Consider the following 17,775-nt stretch of genomic DNA (forward strand, 5'->3'; position numbering starts at 1 on the left):
AATGGCAGAGGAAATCGTTTATAGAGGATGTAAGCTTCCCCCTGACCTGTACTACGATATAGAAAACCAGGTGTGGTTCAGGGTTAATGAAGACGGAACCGTGACTGTTGGAGCTACAGATATTGGTCAGGCAAGGGCTGGAAAGATAATAAATATCAGGATAAAAAACCCCGGTAGAAAGGTTCCCAAGGGAAAACCTTACGCGTCCCTGGAGAGCGGTAAGTGGACCGGTCCCATACCTGCTGTTATAGAGGGTGAGGTTATAGAGAGGAATGAAAGACTCTTTGATGAGCCGGAGCTTATAAACGACGACCCCTACGGAGAAGGGTGGATAGTGAGGGTAAAGCCGGTAGACCTTGAGAGGGACTTAAAAGACCTGGTTACGGGTGAGGAAGCCATACAGAAACAGAAGGAGTACATAGAGAGAGAAAATGTCAACTGTGGAGAGGAGCTCGCCCAGATAAGCAAGAAGTTCTACTCATAAACCTTTACAGAGAAAGCATAGCTCTGAGTTCCTCAAGTTTTGCAGGCGGCGAGAAGTAGTATCCCTGAACGAAGTCGCATCTCAGGAGTCTGAGGGTTTGAAACTCCTTCTCTGTTTCCACTCCCTCCGCAATCACGTCCATGCCAAGGGTGTGAGCCATCTCAATTATGGCGGCAACGAGGTCCACGTTTCTCAGGTTTTCTTCCATGCTCCTTATTATCTCCATGTCTATCTTTAAAGTATCTATGGGGAACTTGGTAAGATAGGAGAGGGAGGAGTAACCGGTTCCGAAGTCATCTATGGCTATGCTGAAACCTTTATCCTTGAGCTTTACCAGGATATTGATGTTCTCCGCCGTTGCCTCTACCAGTTCCCTCTCGGTTATCTCAAACTGAATCCTCCCGGTAGGGATTCCATATTCGGATACAACGGCTTCAATAATTTCAAGAAACTCATCTTCTTTCAGCTGCTTTGCCGACAGGTTTATGCTGATACCAACGGGGTTTCTCTTAATAAGCTCGCTGCACTCCCTCACAGCTTTGCGGAGTATCCACTCCCCAAGTCTAACTATGTCTCCGGTTCTTTCGGCAACGGATATGAAGAGGGAGGGAGGTATGTTTCCAAGCTCGGGATGGTTCCATCTAACGAGAGCCTCCAGTTCCCTTACCCTTACATCTCTTGTGCTGACTATGGGCTGGTAGAGGAGGTAAAGCTGTCCCTTCTCAATCGCTGAGGGAAGCTGCTCCCTCACAATCAATCCAACCTCAAACTGCTTAGCAACTTCCTTTGAGTAAAGGTAAAACTCCCTCTCCTTCTCCTTAGCAAGGTTGAGGGCTATGTCCGCCTTCTTAACCAGTTCGTCCATCTCCTCCGCATCGTCAGGGAACAGAGCTATCCCAACGTTGAGTCTCGGGGTAAGGTTCACACCCTTTATGTTTATCGGACGGGAGCACGTGGTAAGTATCCTCCCTATGACCTGCTCTATATCCCCAAGGGTTTTGAAACCTGTAAGCACTATACCAAACTCATCGGCTCCCAGGCGTGCCAGAACATCACCCGTTCTTAAAACATCCCTCAACCTGTCCGCAAGTTCCACAAGAACCCTGTCTCCGAAGGTGTGACCGTGGGACTCGTTTATGTACCTGAGCTGTGCAACGTCCGCTATCAGAAGGGCGACCGATAGGTTCTCCCTTTTGGCTTTCTCAAGGGTGTCCCTAAGGACTTCCATGAAAGCCGTTCTGTTCAGGAGTCCCGTTAACTGGTCGTGGTAAGTGAGGTAATGGAGTCTCTCCTCCTTCCTGAGGCTCTCAAGGGCATATCCAGCACTCTTTCTTAGCTCCTCAAGAAGTTCAAGCTCCTCCCCTCTGAAGAACTCAAGCATGTCGGAAAAGAGGACAAGGAGTGCAAAGACTTCACCCTCAACCTCAAGGGGCAAGAAGCTGCAGGATAGGAAGCCTTCCTTCACAAGGATGTCCCTTAGCTCGCCGCTAAAGTCTTCATATACGTTGTTAAAAGCACGGATACTTCGGGAGCGGACGGTTTCCTTAAGGAGGTTCGGAGCTACCCTGGAGAGAATAGGGGGGTCTAAGCTCAGTTCTCTGTCTGAGTGAGCCACCTCCAGTCTGAACTCCCCATCTTCCACTCTGCAAACCATAGCGAGTCTGAAGCCTCCCTCCTCAACAAGAATTCTTGTCATCTCCATAAACATCTCCTCTTCAGACCTAACGTAAAGGAGACTCCTGTTGAAGCTACTTAGGGTTCTGTACATCCTGTTGAGGCTGACTTCCTGAGTAACGTTCCTGGAGAAGATTATGACCTCTCCGTCGGAGAAAGGCAGGATAACAGCCTGGTAAAACAGGACTCCCTTTTTGGGATGGTGAACCGTGTAGCTGTAATCCACCCTTGAACCCGTGTCAAGAGCCTCGTTTATAAGCTCCCTCCACCTTATGGCTACACCCGGTGGTACCACCCTCTCTATGCTCTTACTCACGAGCTTATCAGGTTCTGTAAGGAGGTCATCCTCGCTCCCCTTGACGTAGGTGAACTTTCCATCCTTTATGAGGAACACGAGGTCCGGGTAGGCGCCCAGGACCTTATTTATCTTCTCCTCTGCCAGCTTCTGCTTAGTTATGTCCTCTACGGAGCCTTCGTAAAAGACCTTCCCGTTCTCTTCAATCTTCCTTACGTTTATCTTTACCCACAGGACATCTCCCTTCAGTGTTCTCAGCCTGGTTTCATACCCCTTAATCAGACCTTTCTGGTACAGTTTCCTGAGGAAGCGGAAGAGCTCCTTTCTGTCAAGGAAAAGCTCACCTATGCTCACCTTCTGTCCAAGCTTAACTCCAAAGAGTTCTCTTGCTATAGGATTCAGGTCAAGTATCTCTCCGTCCCTGCTCAACCTGAACAGCCCTATGGGGACGTTATTGAAGAGGTCTCTGTAAGTTGCCTCTATCCTTTCAAGCTCTTCCCTCTGCTGAGCCTTTTCCAGGACAGCCTTGGCGGCTACGGCGAGCCTCTTGAAGTGCTTCGGGGATTTAAGAACGTAGTCGTCAAGTCCTGACTTCATAGCCTCAACAGCTACCTCTTCGTTCCCCGTTCCCGTAAACATGATTACGGGTTTTAAAGGGTATTTCTCCTTCACCTTCCTCAGGACGGAGAGCCCGTCGGTCCATCGGAGCTGGTAGTCAGTTATCAGAAGGTCAAAATCGCCCCTCTCCAGGACATCTCTTAGCTCTTTACTCTCCTTTACGTGGACAACCTCAATATCCTCAAAGGTTTTCCTGAGCTCCCTCTCCACCAGGAAGCGGTCGTCGGGGTTATCGTCAACCAGAACCACCCTCAATGTTACCTTCTCCCCTTCTTAATTTAATCCAGAAGCTGCTGCCCTTTCCAGGCTCGGAAGCTACCCCTATGCTTCCTCCCATCCTTTCAGCAGCTCTCTTGGCTATGGCAAGACCCGCACCGGTCCCTGGGTAGCTCTCCTCTCCGTGGAGCCTCTCAAACATACGGAATATCCTCTCCTGAAACTCTCCGTCTATACCGATGCCGTTGTCTTTAATCCAGAAGGTTACCCAGTCGTTGCTCTCAGCTTTCACCTCTATCTCCGGTCTCCTTTCCGGGTGCCTGTACTTAAGGGCGTTGGATATAAGGTTGAGAAGGACTAACCTGAGCAGGGTTTCATCGGCAAGAACCGGCGGCAACGGCTCCTTTACCTCAACCTTAGCCCCACTGCTTCTTATCTCCTCCCCGAAGTAGGAGAGAATCTCGGAAAGGACCTCTTTCAGTTCAATCCTTTTAAGCTCAGGTTTACTGCCGGTAATTCTGGTATAGGTCAGTATGTCCTCTATGAGTTTTGCCATCTTCTGAGCTGTTCCGGATATCCTCTGGACGAGCTCCAGGGCACCTTCGGGGAGGTCTTCTCCGTAGTCCTCAAGGACAGCTTCCGCATAGGACTGGAGGGCTCTCAGGGGAGCTTTCAGGTCATGGGAGATGCTGTGGGAGAAACTCCTGAGGTCCTCAAGGAGTTCAAGAACTCTCCTTTCCGCAACCTTCTTCTCCGTTATATCAACGACCACACCGAGGTAGCCTTTTATGTTGCCCTCAGCATCCCTATATTCCGCTGCAGCAGTGAGAGCCCAGAACCTCGTTCCGTCCTTTTTCAGGAGCTCCGCCTCAACCACGTCCGGTCCCAGTCTGCCCGCTTTCCTCTCCATGAGCCTGCGGGCAAGCCATTCACGGTACTCGGGAGCTATAACCTCAAGCATGGTCTTCTTACCTATGACCTCTTCAGGCTCGTAGCCGCTCATCTCCGAGAGTCTCCGATTAATGAATAGGAAGACTCCTCTCTCATCGGCGAGGTAAACGCCCACAAGGGGGTTCTCCACCATCTGTCTGTACCTTGACTCCGACTCCGCGAGCTCCCTCGTCCTCTCCTCAACGAGCCTGAGAAGTTCCTTCTGAAAGAGCTTCCTCTGGGTTATATCCTCAACCGTTGTTATGATAAGCTCTTCATCACCAATCTTCTCAAGGGTCGCGTTTACAGACACCCATCTCTCCCCTTCGTCCTTCAGCCTGAGCTCAAAGTTCCTTACCTCTCCTTTCTCAAGGAGCTCTTTCGTAAACCTCTTCCTGTCCTTCTTAGAACCGTATAACTGGGTAACCCTCAGGTTTTCTAACCTCTTTATATCTCCACCTAAGAGTTCAGCGAGGAAGGGATTGGCGTACAAAACCTTTCCGTCCTTTGCGGTTATCAGGACTCCCACCGGCAGGTCTTCAAGTATCCTGCGGAGTTTTTCCTCCGCCTTCTTCTGCTGTGTTATATCCCGTGCGACAGTGATTATGAGACGTTTATCGCCCACGCTAACCAGTCTTGAGTCAAGGAGTGCCCAGAAGGGTCTTCCGTCCTTACTGAGAAACTCAGCCTCAAAGTCCCTTACCATACCTTTTTCCAACAACCCCCTTAAGAAGAGCTCCCTGTCCGCAGGGTTTTTGTAGAGTTTGGTTACGTTGAGCCCCTTTATCTCCTCCTCCGTGTATCCTGTAAACTCAAGGACTATCCTGTTCGCCTTGAGTATATCTCCCTCCAAGGTCACTATGAGGACACCTACCGGAAAGTTTTCTATAAGTTCCTCAAAAACCGGAGAGAGAACCTCAACCCAATCCAAAATTTTTTACCTCTTCTTAAATCTATCTGCCATCCCGAGCTTTTCCATAAGGAAGGTCAGCAATCCATCAACCCTCACCTCAAAGTCAAGGGCGTAGAGGTTTTCCGAAGGGGGGAGCTTTACCATATCCTTGGGGGTTGTTATGTAGAGTTTATCTTTCTCCAGCCTGAAGTCTCTGTAATCGTGGTGGTCGGGAAAGCTTAGTTTATCCTTGACCTTAAAGTTAAGCCTTTCAAGGGTTTTAAAGAACTGCTCGTTGTCCCCGAGACCTGCAAAGGCTACTACCTCTTCCCCCCTTAACTCTTCAAGGGGAACCCTTTCAAAACTGCTGTTTAAAAGATACCTGAACTCCCTGAAGAGCTTAAAAACGGGCTTTCCCTCAATGGAGAACTCAAAGGGCTCTACGTCCTGATAGGAGAGGACTATTGCGTCTGCCCTCTTTAGGTTTTTAAGAGGTTCTCTCAAAAGTCCTGCGGGAAGGAGTCTGTCGCTTAAGTCTCTCCTTTTAATCAGGACTACGTCCAAATCCCTGTAGAGTTTTCTGTGCTGGAAGCCGTCATCAAGGATTACGAGCTCCGCCCCGAGCTCTTCCACCGCAAGAAGTCCGCCCCTGTACCTGTCCTCCGAGACGACGACCGAGACCTCAGGAAGAAGCCTGGCGAGAAGGTAAGCCTCATCTCCCGCAGACCAGGCATCGGTCTTCAGCTCCCCCCATTCAGAGACCACGAGGGTTCCCTTGCTCTTCCTCCTGTATCCTCTCAGGAGAATCGCCACCCGCAGGGTCCTTCCAAGCTCTTGGGCTAAAAATCTGACTAGAGAGGTCTTCCCGGAACCGCCGGCGGATATGTTTCCTACCGAAATTACGGGGACAGGAAGCTTTTTCGTTTTAAGAATTCCTCTGTCATACAGAAGGTTTCTTATAGAGACGGCTCCGCCGTAAATAAGAGAGAAAAGGTAAAGGAGAAACACACTAAAATATTAGCACCATGGAAAGGGAAAGACTAAAGGCTCTGATAAGGGAACGCTCTCTGAAGGTTGCTGATGAACCTGTCTTCAAACTCTCTTCCGGAAAGCTCAGCAGGTACTACGTGGACCTCAAGCAGATCACCTTTGACCCGGAGGGGGCGTACCTTGTGGGGAAGCTGATGTATGAGCTCGTGAGTGAGTTCAATCCCGACGGGGTGGGAGGTCTCACCCTCGGTGCCGACCCGATAGCTTACGCTGTTTCCTTTGTTTCTTACATGGACGGAAATCCCATAAAGCCCTTTGTTGTCAGGAAGGAGCCCAAGGGACACGGAATGGGGAGACAGATAGAGGGGCTCGTTAAGGAGGGAGAGAGGGTTGCGGTTGTGGAGGATGTGGTAACGACCGCAGGGTCTTCTTTAAAAGCTGTTAGAGCCTGCAGGGAAGCGGGTCTTGAGGTTATAGGCGTCTTTACCATAGTGGACAGAGAAGAAGGTGGAAAGGAGAACATAGAGGCTGAGGGTTTAGCCCTCTACTCGCTGTTCAAGCTATCGGAACTGTTATGAGTCATTTAATTAAGTTCAGGGAAAACTCGGAGAGAAGGGCTTTCTCCGGATAGTGTTTTACATTCCTCGTAACAATCTTCAGCTCATGCACTTTCGCAGTTGCCATTATGAGGCAATCTATGTCTGCAAGGGTTACGCCTTTCTTCCTGTATTTCCTGTAAAATTCGGCTGCAACATTAACTATATCCCTGTTGAGGAAGAAGGTTTCAAAGGAGTTGAGGAAATCCTCAACGGCACTCATATGCTTCTTTGTAAAAGCTCCTTTGAGGAGCTCATATCTGGTCAGAATACTTACGTACACCTCCTCATTATCAAACAGCTTGAGAATAAGGTCTCTTGCGTAATCAGCGCCTCTGAGAAAATCAACGCACACGTCGGTATCTATCAGGTATCCTGCCAACGCTCTCTATCCTCCTGTGCTTTGAGCTGTTCGCTTCTCAACTCATTAACAAATTCCGTCCCCTCCTTTATCCCCAAATCCTTCAGGGTCCCCCACAGAGATTTGAGTCTCTCCTTCCTTTTACTCTTTAAATACTCCCTCAGAGCCTCACCCACTACTTTGCTGAAGCTCTTTCCCTCCCTGACAGCTTCCCTGTAAAGCTCTTCCGGAATGGATACAGTTTTCTTAACTACCGCCATAAGAGTAATATAGTCCGGTATTACTTTACTGGAAGGTGTCATAATCTTACTCTATACTACTCCCATGCTCGGCATACTCCTTGCCTTTATGTCCGCCTTCTTCTGGGCTACCAACGACATATTTAACAAGAAGAGTATCCTCAGGGGTTACAACGAGAACTTCGTTCTATGGATACGCTTTCCCGTTGGTGCTCTCCTTCTGCTTCCTGTGGGTATTTACTTCTGGGACATGAACTTCACCGTTTTCTGGACGACCTTTCTCTGGCTCCCTTCCGAGGTGGTGGCTTCTGTTCTCTTTATAAAGGGTATAAAGCACGCTCCCCTCTCCCTCGGAATGCCTTTCTTCGCCTTCATGCCCCTCTTCTCCGCCCTTTTCGGTTTTTTGATTTTAGGGGAGAGGATAAGCACTTTGGGTCTCCTAGGGATTCTTCTCATACTCAGTGGTTCCTTTGTTATAACGGGAGGTTCGCTCCTTAGCTTTCTCCGTGTGAACAGGGGTAGTCTTTACATGCTCGGTTCTGCCCTGTTATTCGGCTTTAACGTCGTTATCGGGAAGTTTGCTATAACCCACAGCAATCCCTACTTCTTCGCCTGGTATTACTGCCTCATAATGAGCCTCGGTCTCGTGCCCTTCGTGGGTTTCAGGGAAGTTCTCTCCTTGAAGAATTACAGAAATCCTCTGAACATCCCGATGGGCATTCTCTTCACCCTCGGAATGGTGACCTACACAGCCGCCCTCACCTTCACCTACACCTCTTACGTAGCGTCGGTAGAGAGGCTCGCCATAATCCTTGACGTTATTTACGGAAAGCTCTTCTTCGGAGAGGAAATAAAGAGGAGCTTCTGGGGAGCACTTTTGATGGTATTAGGAGCCGTGCTCTTGGGTTTTTAAATACTCGTTCTTATACCTCACGTAGTTCTCAGCCGACTCCTCTATGAGCTTTATCTCCTCCTCCTTCAGATCCCTGATGACCTTTGCCGGGACGCCTGCAACGAGAACGCCCGAAGGTATCTTCTTGTTAGGAGTTATCAAAGCTCCTGCTCCAACGAGGACGTAGTCCTCTATCTCAACCCCGTCCATTATTACCGCTCCCATGCCTACGAGTATGTTGTTTCCGAGAGTGCATCCGTGAAGTATCACCCTGTGTCCAACGGTGACGTTATCTCCGATTATCGTCGGGTGGGTGTCGTGGGTAACGTGAACCACCGAGTTGTCCTGAATGTTCGTCCTCCTCCCTATCCTTATGTAGTTCACATCTCCCCTTACAACGCTCCCGAACCAGACGCTTGAGTCCTCACCTATCTCCACGTCGCCTATAATGTAAACGTTGTCCGACAGGTAAACGGATGGATGGATTTTGGGAAACTTACCCTTGTAAGGCTTTATGACTGCCATCGGATTAAATTATAACCATGCCTGCGGTTGAATGCCCATGGCTTGAAGCTATCTTTGACCACCGAAGGGCTGAGAAAGCACAGGGAAGCCCTTTACTATGAGGTAAATATACGAAAGGCTCGTTAATTAAGAAACGGATGGAGAAGTTCCTCTCAGATGCTTTCTGATCCAGAAGATGGCACTTATACCCATAGCTATCAGGGTGAGGAATGCGGCTAAGGGAAGGGCTAATTTCTCGTTCACTCTTATAAGGGTGTCCCAGAAGAAGAGAAACAGGAGATAAAACCCGTAGAGAACGAAGATAAATGATATAACCTGCCAGAGCTTTCTGAGAAACTGCATAGGAGTATTCTAATACATTCCTCCTTTCCATATCAGCGAGCCGTAAGCCCTTCAAAACTCATAGTTTTGTCACCTCTCCCGCTTTCGTCAGGGCGAGCTTGGAGGATATTGGTCCAAGGAGCTCATGGATAACGGTAGCACCTATCACCACGTTCACTAAGATAGCACCTACCTCTTTAAAGTTTGGGTTCTGGTAGGCAAGGAGGGCGAGACCTATAACTATCCCTCCCTGAGGGAAGAGGGCAAAGGCTAGGTATCTCTTTACTTTTTCTTGTGCTCCAGATATATGCCCTCCTATGTAAACACCTGTGAACTTGCCGGCAAACCTGCTCAGTATGTATATAATGACCACAGGGAAGAATGTAAGGAGCACTTCCAGGTCAAGAAAAGCTGAGCCCACCACGAAGAAGGCTGTAAATATGAAGTCCTCTATGTAGTTCTCAAGGGGTTTCTCAAACTTTTCCCAGGCGTTGCCCACGTTTGCAATGGTTATCCCAACGCTCATCGTAGAGAGAAGCTCGTCAACTCCTAAAACTCTCGCCAAGGCGAAGGTGAGCAGGAGTGTCCCTATGGTCAGGGTAACTACTTCCTTCCTCTCTCTGGCAAACCGCCCCAAAAGGAACATAAAACTTCCCATAACCGTTCCAAGTATGAGGGCACCGATTATATGAATGGCTATCTCTCCTAAGACGGAGCTTAGACTGAGAGATGTTCCCGAGGCGAGGGCTATCGCCACTGAGAAGCTGAGAACGAAGTTTATTATTCCTGTCGCATCATCAAGGGCTGCAACCCCAAGGACAGTTGTGGTGAGAACTCCCTTAGCTCTATATTCATGGATAACGGCGAGTGTGGCTGTAGGGTCTGTTGGAGATGCCAGAGCGCCGAATAGGAGAGCTAAAGCAACGACCGTTGTTAGGTTCTCTCCCTGAGTTAAGTAGAGGTAGAGCGCCATGGTGAGTGTGACGAAAAGGTAAGCCAGCTCAGCCTCGCCAAATGTTATAAGAGCTATGCTCTTCCCAAGCTTTCTAACCTTACTCCAGCTGAGGCTCGCACCTATAAGGAAGGTTATTATGGAGAGGCTCGCGTGGGTAACTATATCGGAACGTTCAAGAAAGCTCTTATCTATAACCCCCAGCAGTGAGGGGCTCATCACTATCCCTGCCAGTATGTATCCGCTCACCCGTGGAAGCTTGATAAGGTTTGCGAGGTTACCGAAGAGGTACCCTGCTATGAGGATTATACCTATCTCTAAGAGGGCTCCTCCCCTATGGATTATCTCCTCCACTCAAGAGATTATATCAGCTCACCGAAAGCAGTCTTCTAAGCTGGTTCTCCACCACAAAGGAGAAGGCTGAAGGGAGTTTGGATACATCCTCAACGCTTATACCAGTCCTGTCAAAGTAATCTTTAACCATCCTCGTAGCTTCACCAACTCCCACGCCTACTATTGGGAACTTCTGTTTCATCTGGAGGATAAAGGACTTCAGCTCTTCATTCCTCATCCCTTTAGTTGGCTCTCCATCGGTGAAGAGTATAAGTATCCCCTTTCTGTGGGTACTCTTTATATAGAGCTCCAGGCTCTCAAGTCCTATGTTTATGGCTTTTCCGAGGTCAGTTCCCCCGCCCACATTCGTAACGAGCTCCATTATCTTGGCTTTTGCTATTCTGTAATCCTCTTCAAAATCCTTGAGCTCATAAACATTCTCATTAAAAACTTTTATGGAAAAGGGCATCTTCAGTTTGTTTAAAACCTCGGAAACCAGCAGAAGAGACCTTACTGCGTTTATTATCTTTTCCTCCTTCTTCATAGACGCAGATATATCTATAAGTAGCTCAAAAGCCAGCTCTTTTCTTTCGGGAATCTCCCTTCTCGTATATATCTTCCCCCTTCTTATAGGAACCTCTGTGGGAAGCCTCTTAAAGTTCAGCCTCTTGCCGGACATGTAGCTCCCTCCCCAGTGCTCCTCCTCTTCGGGGAGAAGGTTATCAAACTTCCTCTTAAAGTGCTCTACGTAGGGAAGAATACTCTTCATTAAGAGCTGATACCTTTTAAACTCCTCCTCTGTGAGTCCGTGTTCCCTCCTGTATTTCCTGTCCATTTCAGAGAGTTCTTGGTCGTGTATCTCTTGGAGCTTCATACTGTTTGATAGGGAGCTCTCCTCATCCCAGCCCTTGAAAAGGAAGCTCAGGAATCCCCTGTGTTCTACATCAACCTCAAGGGTTTTTGGCAGGAAGTGTTTCAGAAAGGCTATATCCTTTTCAAGGAGGTCTAAGTAGCTCATCTGTTTTACATAGTCCTTCATCCAGTCCTGTATTGAGTTTAGAACCTTTAAAAGTTCCCTTCTCTCCACCTCCGGTATGTCTATGGAGGTTTTTTCCTTATACTCCTGAATGAGTGACTGGTATTTATCGGGCAACTTACGGAGTATGTCCGTCATTATCCTTCCCCTGTGACCGTCTTCCCTCTTCCTACCTTTAGCTTCCTCTATCAAGAGGTCTATGTGGTTGAGTTCCTTTGCTTCATCTACCAGAACCCTGTACTTACTCCACAACTCCTCCATAACTATGTCGTATGCGGTCTGGGGGTCCTTCTCTCTGATGTACTCATAGAAGCTTTTTTCCATACTGTCAGTGTAATGCTTAATCTCTTGGGAGAAAGGCACCTCTTCCCCTAACCATCTGTACGCAAGAGATAAAGCCAGCTGATGGTGCGGGTAAGTTGTCTCTATCTTTTCCAGGACTTCACGAAGTATAGCCTTCAGACCGAATACCGCCGACGGAACTTCCTCTGTTATCCTTTCGTTAGCCTTTATGCTCTCCAAAACGGCATAGAGAGTCAGGAAAGAAGTTGGTACGTACCCAGCCCTGAATACCTCCCTCTGTCCAAACCTCCAGCTGGGAAAGTGGGTGCTCAATAGGTAACTGATTTCATGCCTTACCGAATTTATCGTGTAGTCGTCGGTTTTTCTCAAAAATTCAACTATATTAAACACCACACCTCTCGGTGTTTTTGCTGCGTGAGGAATATCCTCTACCTCACCCCTTGCCCACATCTCAATAACCGGGAGGAACTTCGGGTCATACCCGGCACCCCAACCCTCATAGGAGGGTTGAACCTCTATATCAAACTCATCCTCCAAGAGGTTTGCTATTACCTTCCACCTTTCCTTCATTGGATTTAAAGTATTATCTCGTGAGCTCTTTTCAATGCTACTCCTCAGCTTTTTTAATTTTAAGTTTCCTGTAGACTCTCCTCATTCCCTTCTCAAATTCACTATCCAAGGGTTTTCTTTTTGTAAGTTTAACAAACTCAAACCAGCTTCTTTCCATTAAAACGTACGTAATTCCGAGAGCCACAAGAAGGACAGCGTACCCTATGAGGTCTGTGTAAGTGAAACGGTGCTCAAACATCGCGATAACTATCTCTCTTACCACGAAGACTATGCCAGCTTCAAGCATCTGGCGTTTCCTGATTCTTTTAAACTCAATCACGTCAAGGAAGACCCTGAATAGTTCTATAAGAACAAAAAAGTTGAGAATATTTTTTATTAGCAGCTTAAAGGCTTCTTCATGCTCCAGTCTCAGTTCTCCGCCCACAACGTGTGCCGTAAAGAGTCTGAGGTCATAAAGGATTATTACTATTGCCGTAATGAGCGTCAGAATTATTATGGGTACTGTGAGTATAACGAGGACGTTAACGAACTTGTTGTAAAAGTTTAAAGCTTTCCTGGAGAAGTTCTCCGTAAACAGAAACTTCATGTAAAAATTTTAAATTGATTTTATGGAGCAGGGCTTCTCCAAACTTTTCAAAAACTCGGTAGTGGTTTATGTAAACTCAAGGGTGGAGTTCCTTTACAGGGTTGGACTTTCATTGAGAGTGGACTACACTCGCTCCATACTGGAAGTCTACAGGGAGGAAGGGAAAATCCTTGCAGGCAGGAGCCTTTCAAGGGGAAAGAGAAGCAAAGTTCCCTTCAGAGGTAAACCTACAATTGAGGGCATAGGAAAACTTTTATCTCTTATGCTTGATAACTCACAGCTGACCTTCTTCTCTATTTCGGAAGTTTTCCTCAACGAGACCTTTACCGAGAAGGTCAGTCTAACAGAGTTTATCCTCTGCTTTGATACAGGCAAGGTATTTAAAGTTAACAATCTCTCCGGAGATAGGGAGCTTCTATCTCAACTTGAGCCCGTTGAGGAGCTGGACTCCCTGTTGAGGCTCACGGGAAGGCTGTGGAAAATCGTTGACCAAGCGGGCTTCAGCCGACCGGATGCCTTCTAATTCCAACAGCAAGGGCTGCATTTATAAGACCAACGTGGCTGAGGGCTAACGGGTAGTTTCCCAAGTACCGCTTACCGTCCACCGATAGCTCTTCGGGAAGTAACCCGAGGGGGTTTACGAAGTCTATAAGACCTGTTAGGAGCTCTTCAGCCCGGTTTACGTCTTCCATATGAGATAGGGCTTCAACCATCCAGAAACTTCCCAGAAGGAACGGGTTATCCTCTCCCTTCAGACCGTCATGTACGTTATACCTCAGGTAAAGTCCATTTCCTAGACCGAGTTCCCTCTCAATCCTTTCCACGGTTCCCTTTATTCTCAAGTCATTCCCTGGCAAGAGGTTTAAAATTGGGATTAAGAGTAGACTTACATCAACCGCCTTAGAACCGGGGAACTGGACAAAGCTGTTTAGCTCTTGACTATAACAGTGCTCAAGTATAAATCTTTCAATATCCTTAATACAATTCCTCCACTCGGAAACCTTCGGATTATTTGGGAGAAGCTCCGATATCCTCTTCAACGCCAGCCAGCTCATCAACTTTGAATGAGTGTAGTGTTTCGGTTTTGTCCTGAATTCCCATATACCGCTGTCTGGTAACCTCCAGGCAGAACTTATAAAGTTGGCTATCGTCTCCAGCAGTTCTGCATCTCTTAGGTCCAGTTCCAAACCTTCACCTCTTGCCCTGTAAAAGGTTTCAACCAGTTCCCCGTACACATCAAGCTGGAACTGTTTCCCTGCTTCATTTCCTATCCTAACAGGTCTGGAGTTCATGTAACCGCTTAAGTGAGGAAGCTCCCTCTCTTCAGGGACAAGCTCTCCCTTAATAGTGAAGGCTATCTTCAATTTTTCCACGGGCATATGATCTTCACAGACCCTACAGAGATTTCTCAGCCAGTTAAAGTACCTATTGGCTTCCGATATGTGACCCAAAGAAGAAAGTGCCTGAAAGGTAAAGGCAGAATCTCTTATCCAAACATACCTGTAATCCCAGTTTCTCTCCCCGCCTATGGACTCTGGAAGGGATGTGGTGGGAGATGCTACAACAGCCCCATTATCGGTTGAGAGAAGCTTCAGAACCAAACCCGACCTTACGGCGAGATCATGCCATGGTCCTGCAAAGACACACCCTCCTGGTTCGCACCTGTGTACCCAGTTATTCCAGAAGTTTATCTCCTCAGAGAGTAGTTCTTCACATCCATAGTAGTTAAGGTCTGGGGGGTTTACCGTAAGATAGGAGCGTCCAAAAGCTCTGCCCGTTTCTGAGCTTGATTGTTAGCTCTACGCCTCCATCGTCAAACTTTACATGTTCCGGCTCCCAAAGGATTTTAAGGTGTAGTGCTTCATTTCCGCTATAGAAAGTAAAGTTTTCCTCTCTGAAGTCTACCGTAGGCCTATCCCTTCCATAGTTAAACTTCGGGTAACATCTTATTCTCACATTACAGCTACCACGCCTGCACTTCACCCTTCTAAGGAGCAAGTCTTTACCCCTCGGCATAAAACTGGTAACAAGGATATCGTGGTCATAGGCAGAGAAAACATTTTCAAGGATGTTGGTTTTCTCAACGTAACCCAAGCTCAGGTTCTGGTGTTCTTCGGAAGATATTGAGTAGTAACCCGCAGACGGGTCAAGGACTGCAGAGAATACGGACGGAGAATCAAAGAAAGGGAGGCAGAGCCAATCCACAGAGCCATCGGAGTTTATGAGAGCACAGGTACTTCCATTTCCGATAACTCCGTAACTCTCTATAGACTTCCACATACCAGGAACTTAACCTCTATGAATACTATTTCTGTAAACCAGTTCACTGAGCACAGCAGGAGAGTTTAGAAACGTCCTTCTTGAAGGTCTGGGCACAGAGTTTGATGGATTCAGAAAGGGTTGGGTAAACGTCTACCGTTTGTATAACCTCATCAACAGTGAGACCGTATCTGACCAGCAAGACAGCCTTATGTATAAGTTCGGCTCCATGGGGTGCAAGGATGTGAACTCCAAGTATCTTCTCGCTATCCTTCTCCACTATCATCTTTATCAGCCCATCCGTCCTAAAGCTGAGAGCTGCTCTGGGAACTTTGGAGAACTCCAAGACCCTCACGTCAACCTTTATCCCCTTCTCCTCAGCCTCCTTCTCCTTTAAGCCTACACCGGCAAGCTCTGGGTCGGTGAATATGGCATGAGGGACAGAGAGATAATCCATACTCCTCCTGTTACCGAGGAGTGCGTTCTCCGCCGCTATACCCCCTTCCATGGCTGCGACGGTAACCAACATGACCTTCCCAACGCAGTCACCAGCAGCATATATGTTTGGATTGGAAGTCTGCATGAACTCGTTTGTCTCTATAAAGCCTCTTGAGTTGGTCTTGACGCTGACCACCTCCAAACCTATGTCCCTTGTATTCGGGGCTCTGCCGGTAGCCACCAGGAGATCTGTGCCTCTTATTATCCTCCTCTCTCCCCTGTGCTCTACCTCAAGAACTATCTCCTCTCCTTCCTCTCTGACCTCGGAAACGGTCGCGCCGATGAGGATATTCATACCTTCCCTTTTAAGAAGTTCTCTGAGCTTAGCCCTCAGCTCTGGCTCTTCTCCCATAGCTATATCAGGAAGAGCCTCCACTATCGTCACATCGCTCCCCATCCTGAGGAAAGCCTGTCCCAGCTCAAGACCTATAGCGCCTCCCCCGATAACTATCAGGTGCTCCGGAAGATGGTCTATGTTGAATATGTCGTCACTCGTGTAGTATCTTACCCTGTGTAGGTTTTTAATGGGAGGTATTCCAGGTCTGGAGCCGGTGGTTATCACAGCTTTTCCAAAGCTTATCTCCTCCTTGCCCACCAGAGCCTTCCCCTCTCCCAGAAACTTGCCTCTGCAGTCCCTGTAATCTATCTGTGGGTAGGCTTCCAGAACATTCCAGTACTTCTCCTTCCTAAGTCCTTCTAAGAGCCCCTCCTTCGCCTCTATTACCTCCTTTATATCTATACTTCCCTCCTCAAGCTCTATTCCTGGAAAAGGGTTCCTCAGTGGAGTATAAAAGGTATTTGCACCCTCTATCAGATACTTGGAAGGCACGCAACCTCTGTTCAGACACGTTCCCCCAATGATATTATCCTCAGCTATCAGAACTTTAGCTCCAAGGTCTGAAGCCTTTATAGCCGCCGCAAAGCCGGCAGAACCTCCTCCGAGGATAAAAAGGTCGTATACGCCCTCCTTGGGTATGTAAACCTCTGGAGATTCCTTTATCTCCTCCGCTCCGTAACCTGACCTTCTGACAGCTTCTGTAAGATCGTTGACGGGTACCTCTTTCTCTATCTCCACCTCCGCGTAACCCTGAGGAAAGTAAACCTTCGCCTCCCTCACACCTTCAACGCTCTCAAGAGCTTTCTTGACCGTCTGAGCACAGTGCTCGCAGGTCATACCAGTTATCTTCAACCTTATCATGATTTGACCTCCTAAAACTTAGCCTTTCCTATGACCTTGCCTTTGTAGTTTCCTGCTTTGGAGATCGCCCTCAGCACGCTATCCTCCTTCACGTTGTCCTCAGTTACCACTACCGCTATGCGATTCTGCAGCGAAGTCTTGACCCACTTGACACCTTCCACTTCGGAGACAGCCTTCTTGACCGCTAGGGGGCACATCTCACAGGTCATTCCCTCAACGTCAATAACGAGTACATTTTCCGCAAAGGTAAAGCCTACAAGAACGAGCAGAGATAGAAGCAGCTTCCTCATCTTTCAACCTCCGTAAATTTTCGTGAGAACGTAAGGGTAGAAGGTGGCAAAGACCAGAAGTATTAAAGCGGTCCACGTTATACCCCTGCTCAGCTTCCTTGTCCAATTGGGCTCCTCACAGGCACACTCAACAGCCGGTCTTTTGAAGATCTTTTCCTTCACCCAGCTCTTGAGATACAGGTTGTAAAGGGAGTAGCCCACTGCAAGGTATCCCACCGCCAAGAAGTACCACCTGTAAGGCTCTAAGAACTGGAGTGAGCTCAACCCTCCGGCAGATACACCGAAGACCACGAAGAGGGTAGGAGCTATGCAGCAGGAAGCTGCAAAGAGCGAAGCGAGTGTTCCGATGAGGCTTCCGATAGCTTCCCTCATATCAGCACCCTCCCTTTATCAGCTTCTTAACCGCCTCTAAGAAATCTTCCAGAGCCTTTAAATCTCCAGCCTCAACGCTTGGTTTTACGCAGGATTGAACGTGGTCTTCCAGGAGTTTAGTGGCAACACCATTCAGAGCCGATTTCACCGCAGATATCTGTATGAGTATCTCATCGCAACTCCTTTTCTCTTGAATCATCCTTTGAATACCTCTGATCTGACCTTCTATCTTGGAGAGCCTGCTGGTAAGTTCCTTTACACTTTCCTCAGAAAGATACACATCACATCCCTTCATACCTATACCCCCTACGGGTATATATTAGGGAAATACAGAGTTTTGTCAAG

Annotated in this window: 20 protein-coding genes; 4 read left to right on the forward strand and 16 right to left on the reverse strand. The window is 47.9% G+C overall.

Going from position 1 to position 17,775, the window contains the following annotated elements:
• Position 1: 1 nt before the first annotated feature.
• The gene (gcvH, locus tag BCF55_RS04985; RefSeq protein ID WP_121010866.1) at positions 2 to 484 is read left to right on the forward strand and encodes a glycine cleavage system protein H; all 483 of its coding nucleotides are present in this window, start codon (positions 2 to 4) and stop codon (positions 482 to 484) included.
• 4 nt (positions 485 to 488) lie between these two features.
• On the opposite strand, the gene BCF55_RS04990 is transcribed toward gcvH, so the two are convergent.
• The 3 genes from BCF55_RS04990 to lpxK are packed head-to-tail and all read right to left on the reverse strand — an operon-like array spanning position 489 to position 6,117.
• Positions 489 to 3,320, reverse strand: coding sequence for an EAL domain-containing protein (locus BCF55_RS04990; RefSeq protein WP_245960432.1), 2,832 nt, complete (start codon positions 3,318 to 3,320; stop codon positions 489 to 491).
• The gene (locus BCF55_RS04995) at positions 3,307 to 5,148 is read right to left on the reverse strand and encodes a PAS domain-containing sensor histidine kinase (protein ID WP_121010872.1); all 1,842 of its coding nucleotides are present in this window, start codon (positions 5,146 to 5,148) and stop codon (positions 3,307 to 3,309) included. The genes BCF55_RS04990 and BCF55_RS04995 overlap by 14 nt, the downstream gene beginning before the upstream one ends.
• Positions 5,149 to 5,154: 6 nt before the next feature.
• Entirely contained in the window at positions 5,155 to 6,117 is a 963-nt protein-coding gene (gene lpxK, locus BCF55_RS05000) for a tetraacyldisaccharide 4'-kinase (RefSeq protein ID WP_121010875.1), read from the reverse strand.
• 17 nt (positions 6,118 to 6,134) lie between these two features.
• On the opposite strand from lpxK, the gene pyrE reads away from it, so the two are divergent.
• Complete coding sequence (gene pyrE / locus BCF55_RS05005; protein ID WP_170144751.1) at positions 6,135 to 6,677, forward strand: orotate phosphoribosyltransferase; 543 nt, start codon at positions 6,135 to 6,137, stop codon at positions 6,675 to 6,677.
• 1 nt (position 6,678) lies between these two features.
• On the opposite strand, the gene BCF55_RS05010 is transcribed toward pyrE, so the two are convergent.
• Together BCF55_RS05010 and BCF55_RS05015 are read right to left on the reverse strand one after the other, a co-directional pair.
• Positions 6,679 to 7,077 (reverse strand): type II toxin-antitoxin system VapC family toxin, encoded by a 399-nt coding sequence (locus BCF55_RS05010; RefSeq protein WP_121010883.1) that lies wholly within the window; start codon positions 7,075 to 7,077, stop codon positions 6,679 to 6,681.
• Positions 7,062 to 7,316, reverse strand: coding sequence for a hypothetical protein (locus tag BCF55_RS05015; RefSeq protein ID WP_147425007.1), 255 nt, complete (start codon positions 7,314 to 7,316; stop codon positions 7,062 to 7,064). Before BCF55_RS05015 ends, BCF55_RS05010 begins: the two co-directional genes overlap by 16 nt.
• 64 nt (positions 7,317 to 7,380) lie before the next feature.
• Here BCF55_RS05015 and BCF55_RS05020 point away from each other — a divergent pair, with 64 nt between their 5' ends.
• Positions 7,381 to 8,208 carry a DMT family transporter gene (locus BCF55_RS05020; protein WP_121010889.1) on the forward strand — a complete coding sequence of 276 codons (828 nt, stop codon included), beginning with the start codon at positions 7,381 to 7,383 and terminating at the stop codon, positions 8,206 to 8,208.
• On the opposite strand, the gene BCF55_RS05025 is transcribed toward BCF55_RS05020, so the two are convergent.
• The 5 genes from BCF55_RS05025 to BCF55_RS05045 all read right to left on the reverse strand — a co-directional run bounded on the left by BCF55_RS05025 (position 8,182) and on the right by BCF55_RS05045 (position 12,813).
• Positions 8,182 to 8,712 carry a gamma carbonic anhydrase family protein gene (locus BCF55_RS05025; protein WP_121010892.1) on the reverse strand — a complete coding sequence of 177 codons (531 nt, stop codon included), beginning with the start codon at positions 8,710 to 8,712 and terminating at the stop codon, positions 8,182 to 8,184. The genes BCF55_RS05020 and BCF55_RS05025 overlap by 27 nt on opposite strands.
• 126 nt (positions 8,713 to 8,838) lie before the next feature.
• Complete coding sequence (locus tag BCF55_RS05030; protein WP_121010895.1) at positions 8,839 to 9,054, reverse strand: hypothetical protein; 216 nt, start codon at positions 9,052 to 9,054, stop codon at positions 8,839 to 8,841.
• A gap of 58 nt (positions 9,055 to 9,112) precedes the next feature.
• Positions 9,113 to 10,339: a cation:proton antiporter gene (locus tag BCF55_RS05035; protein ID WP_121010898.1), complete on the reverse strand. Its 1,227-nt coding sequence runs from the start codon at positions 10,337 to 10,339 to the stop codon at positions 9,113 to 9,115.
• Positions 10,340 to 10,352: 13 nt separating this feature from the next.
• Entirely contained in the window at positions 10,353 to 12,227 is a 1,875-nt protein-coding gene (locus tag BCF55_RS05040; protein WP_121010901.1) for a VWA domain-containing protein, read from the reverse strand.
• A gap of 37 nt (positions 12,228 to 12,264) precedes the next feature.
• A complete protein-coding gene (locus BCF55_RS05045; protein WP_121010904.1) occupies positions 12,265 to 12,813 on the reverse strand; it encodes a phosphate-starvation-inducible PsiE family protein in 549 nt (182 codons plus the stop codon).
• 22 nt (positions 12,814 to 12,835) lie between these two features.
• On the opposite strand from BCF55_RS05045, the gene BCF55_RS05050 reads away from it, so the two are divergent.
• On the forward strand, positions 12,836 to 13,336 hold the full coding sequence (locus tag BCF55_RS05050; protein WP_121010907.1) for a hypothetical protein: 501 nt from the start codon (positions 12,836 to 12,838) through the stop codon (positions 13,334 to 13,336).
• Here BCF55_RS05050 and BCF55_RS05055 read toward each other — a convergent pair.
• The 6 genes from BCF55_RS05055 to BCF55_RS05080 form a co-directional block, all read right to left on the reverse strand.
• Positions 13,314 to 14,414, reverse strand: coding sequence for a glycoside hydrolase family 15 protein (locus BCF55_RS05055; protein ID WP_170144752.1), 1,101 nt, complete (start codon positions 14,412 to 14,414; stop codon positions 13,314 to 13,316). The two genes, BCF55_RS05050 and BCF55_RS05055, sit on opposite strands and share 23 nt — an antisense overlap.
• A gap of 124 nt (positions 14,415 to 14,538) precedes the next feature.
• Positions 14,539 to 15,093 (reverse strand): trehalase-like domain-containing protein, encoded by a 555-nt coding sequence (locus BCF55_RS05060; RefSeq protein WP_121010913.1) that lies wholly within the window; start codon positions 15,091 to 15,093, stop codon positions 14,539 to 14,541.
• A gap of 43 nt (positions 15,094 to 15,136) precedes the next feature.
• Positions 15,137 to 16,768 carry a mercury(II) reductase gene (gene merA, locus BCF55_RS05065; RefSeq protein WP_121010916.1) on the reverse strand — a complete coding sequence of 544 codons (1,632 nt, stop codon included), beginning with the start codon at positions 16,766 to 16,768 and terminating at the stop codon, positions 15,137 to 15,139.
• An 11-nt stretch (positions 16,769 to 16,779) separates the two neighbouring features.
• Complete coding sequence (locus tag BCF55_RS05070) at positions 16,780 to 17,058, reverse strand: heavy-metal-associated domain-containing protein (protein ID WP_121010919.1); 279 nt, start codon at positions 17,056 to 17,058, stop codon at positions 16,780 to 16,782.
• 3 nt (positions 17,059 to 17,061) lie between these two features.
• The gene (locus BCF55_RS05075) at positions 17,062 to 17,430 is read right to left on the reverse strand and encodes a mercuric transporter MerT family protein (protein WP_121010922.1); all 369 of its coding nucleotides are present in this window, start codon (positions 17,428 to 17,430) and stop codon (positions 17,062 to 17,064) included.
• Position 17,431: 1 nt separating this feature from the next.
• Positions 17,432 to 17,725, reverse strand: a complete 294-nt coding sequence (locus tag BCF55_RS05080) for a metal-sensitive transcriptional regulator (protein WP_121010925.1) — start codon at positions 17,723 to 17,725, stop codon at positions 17,432 to 17,434.
• Positions 17,726 to 17,775 lie beyond the last annotated feature (50 nt).

The sequence above is a fragment of the Hydrogenivirga caldilitoris genome (assembly GCF_003664005.1).
GTDB classification, from domain to species: Bacteria; Aquificota; Aquificia; order Aquificales; family Aquificaceae; genus Hydrogenivirga; species Hydrogenivirga caldilitoris.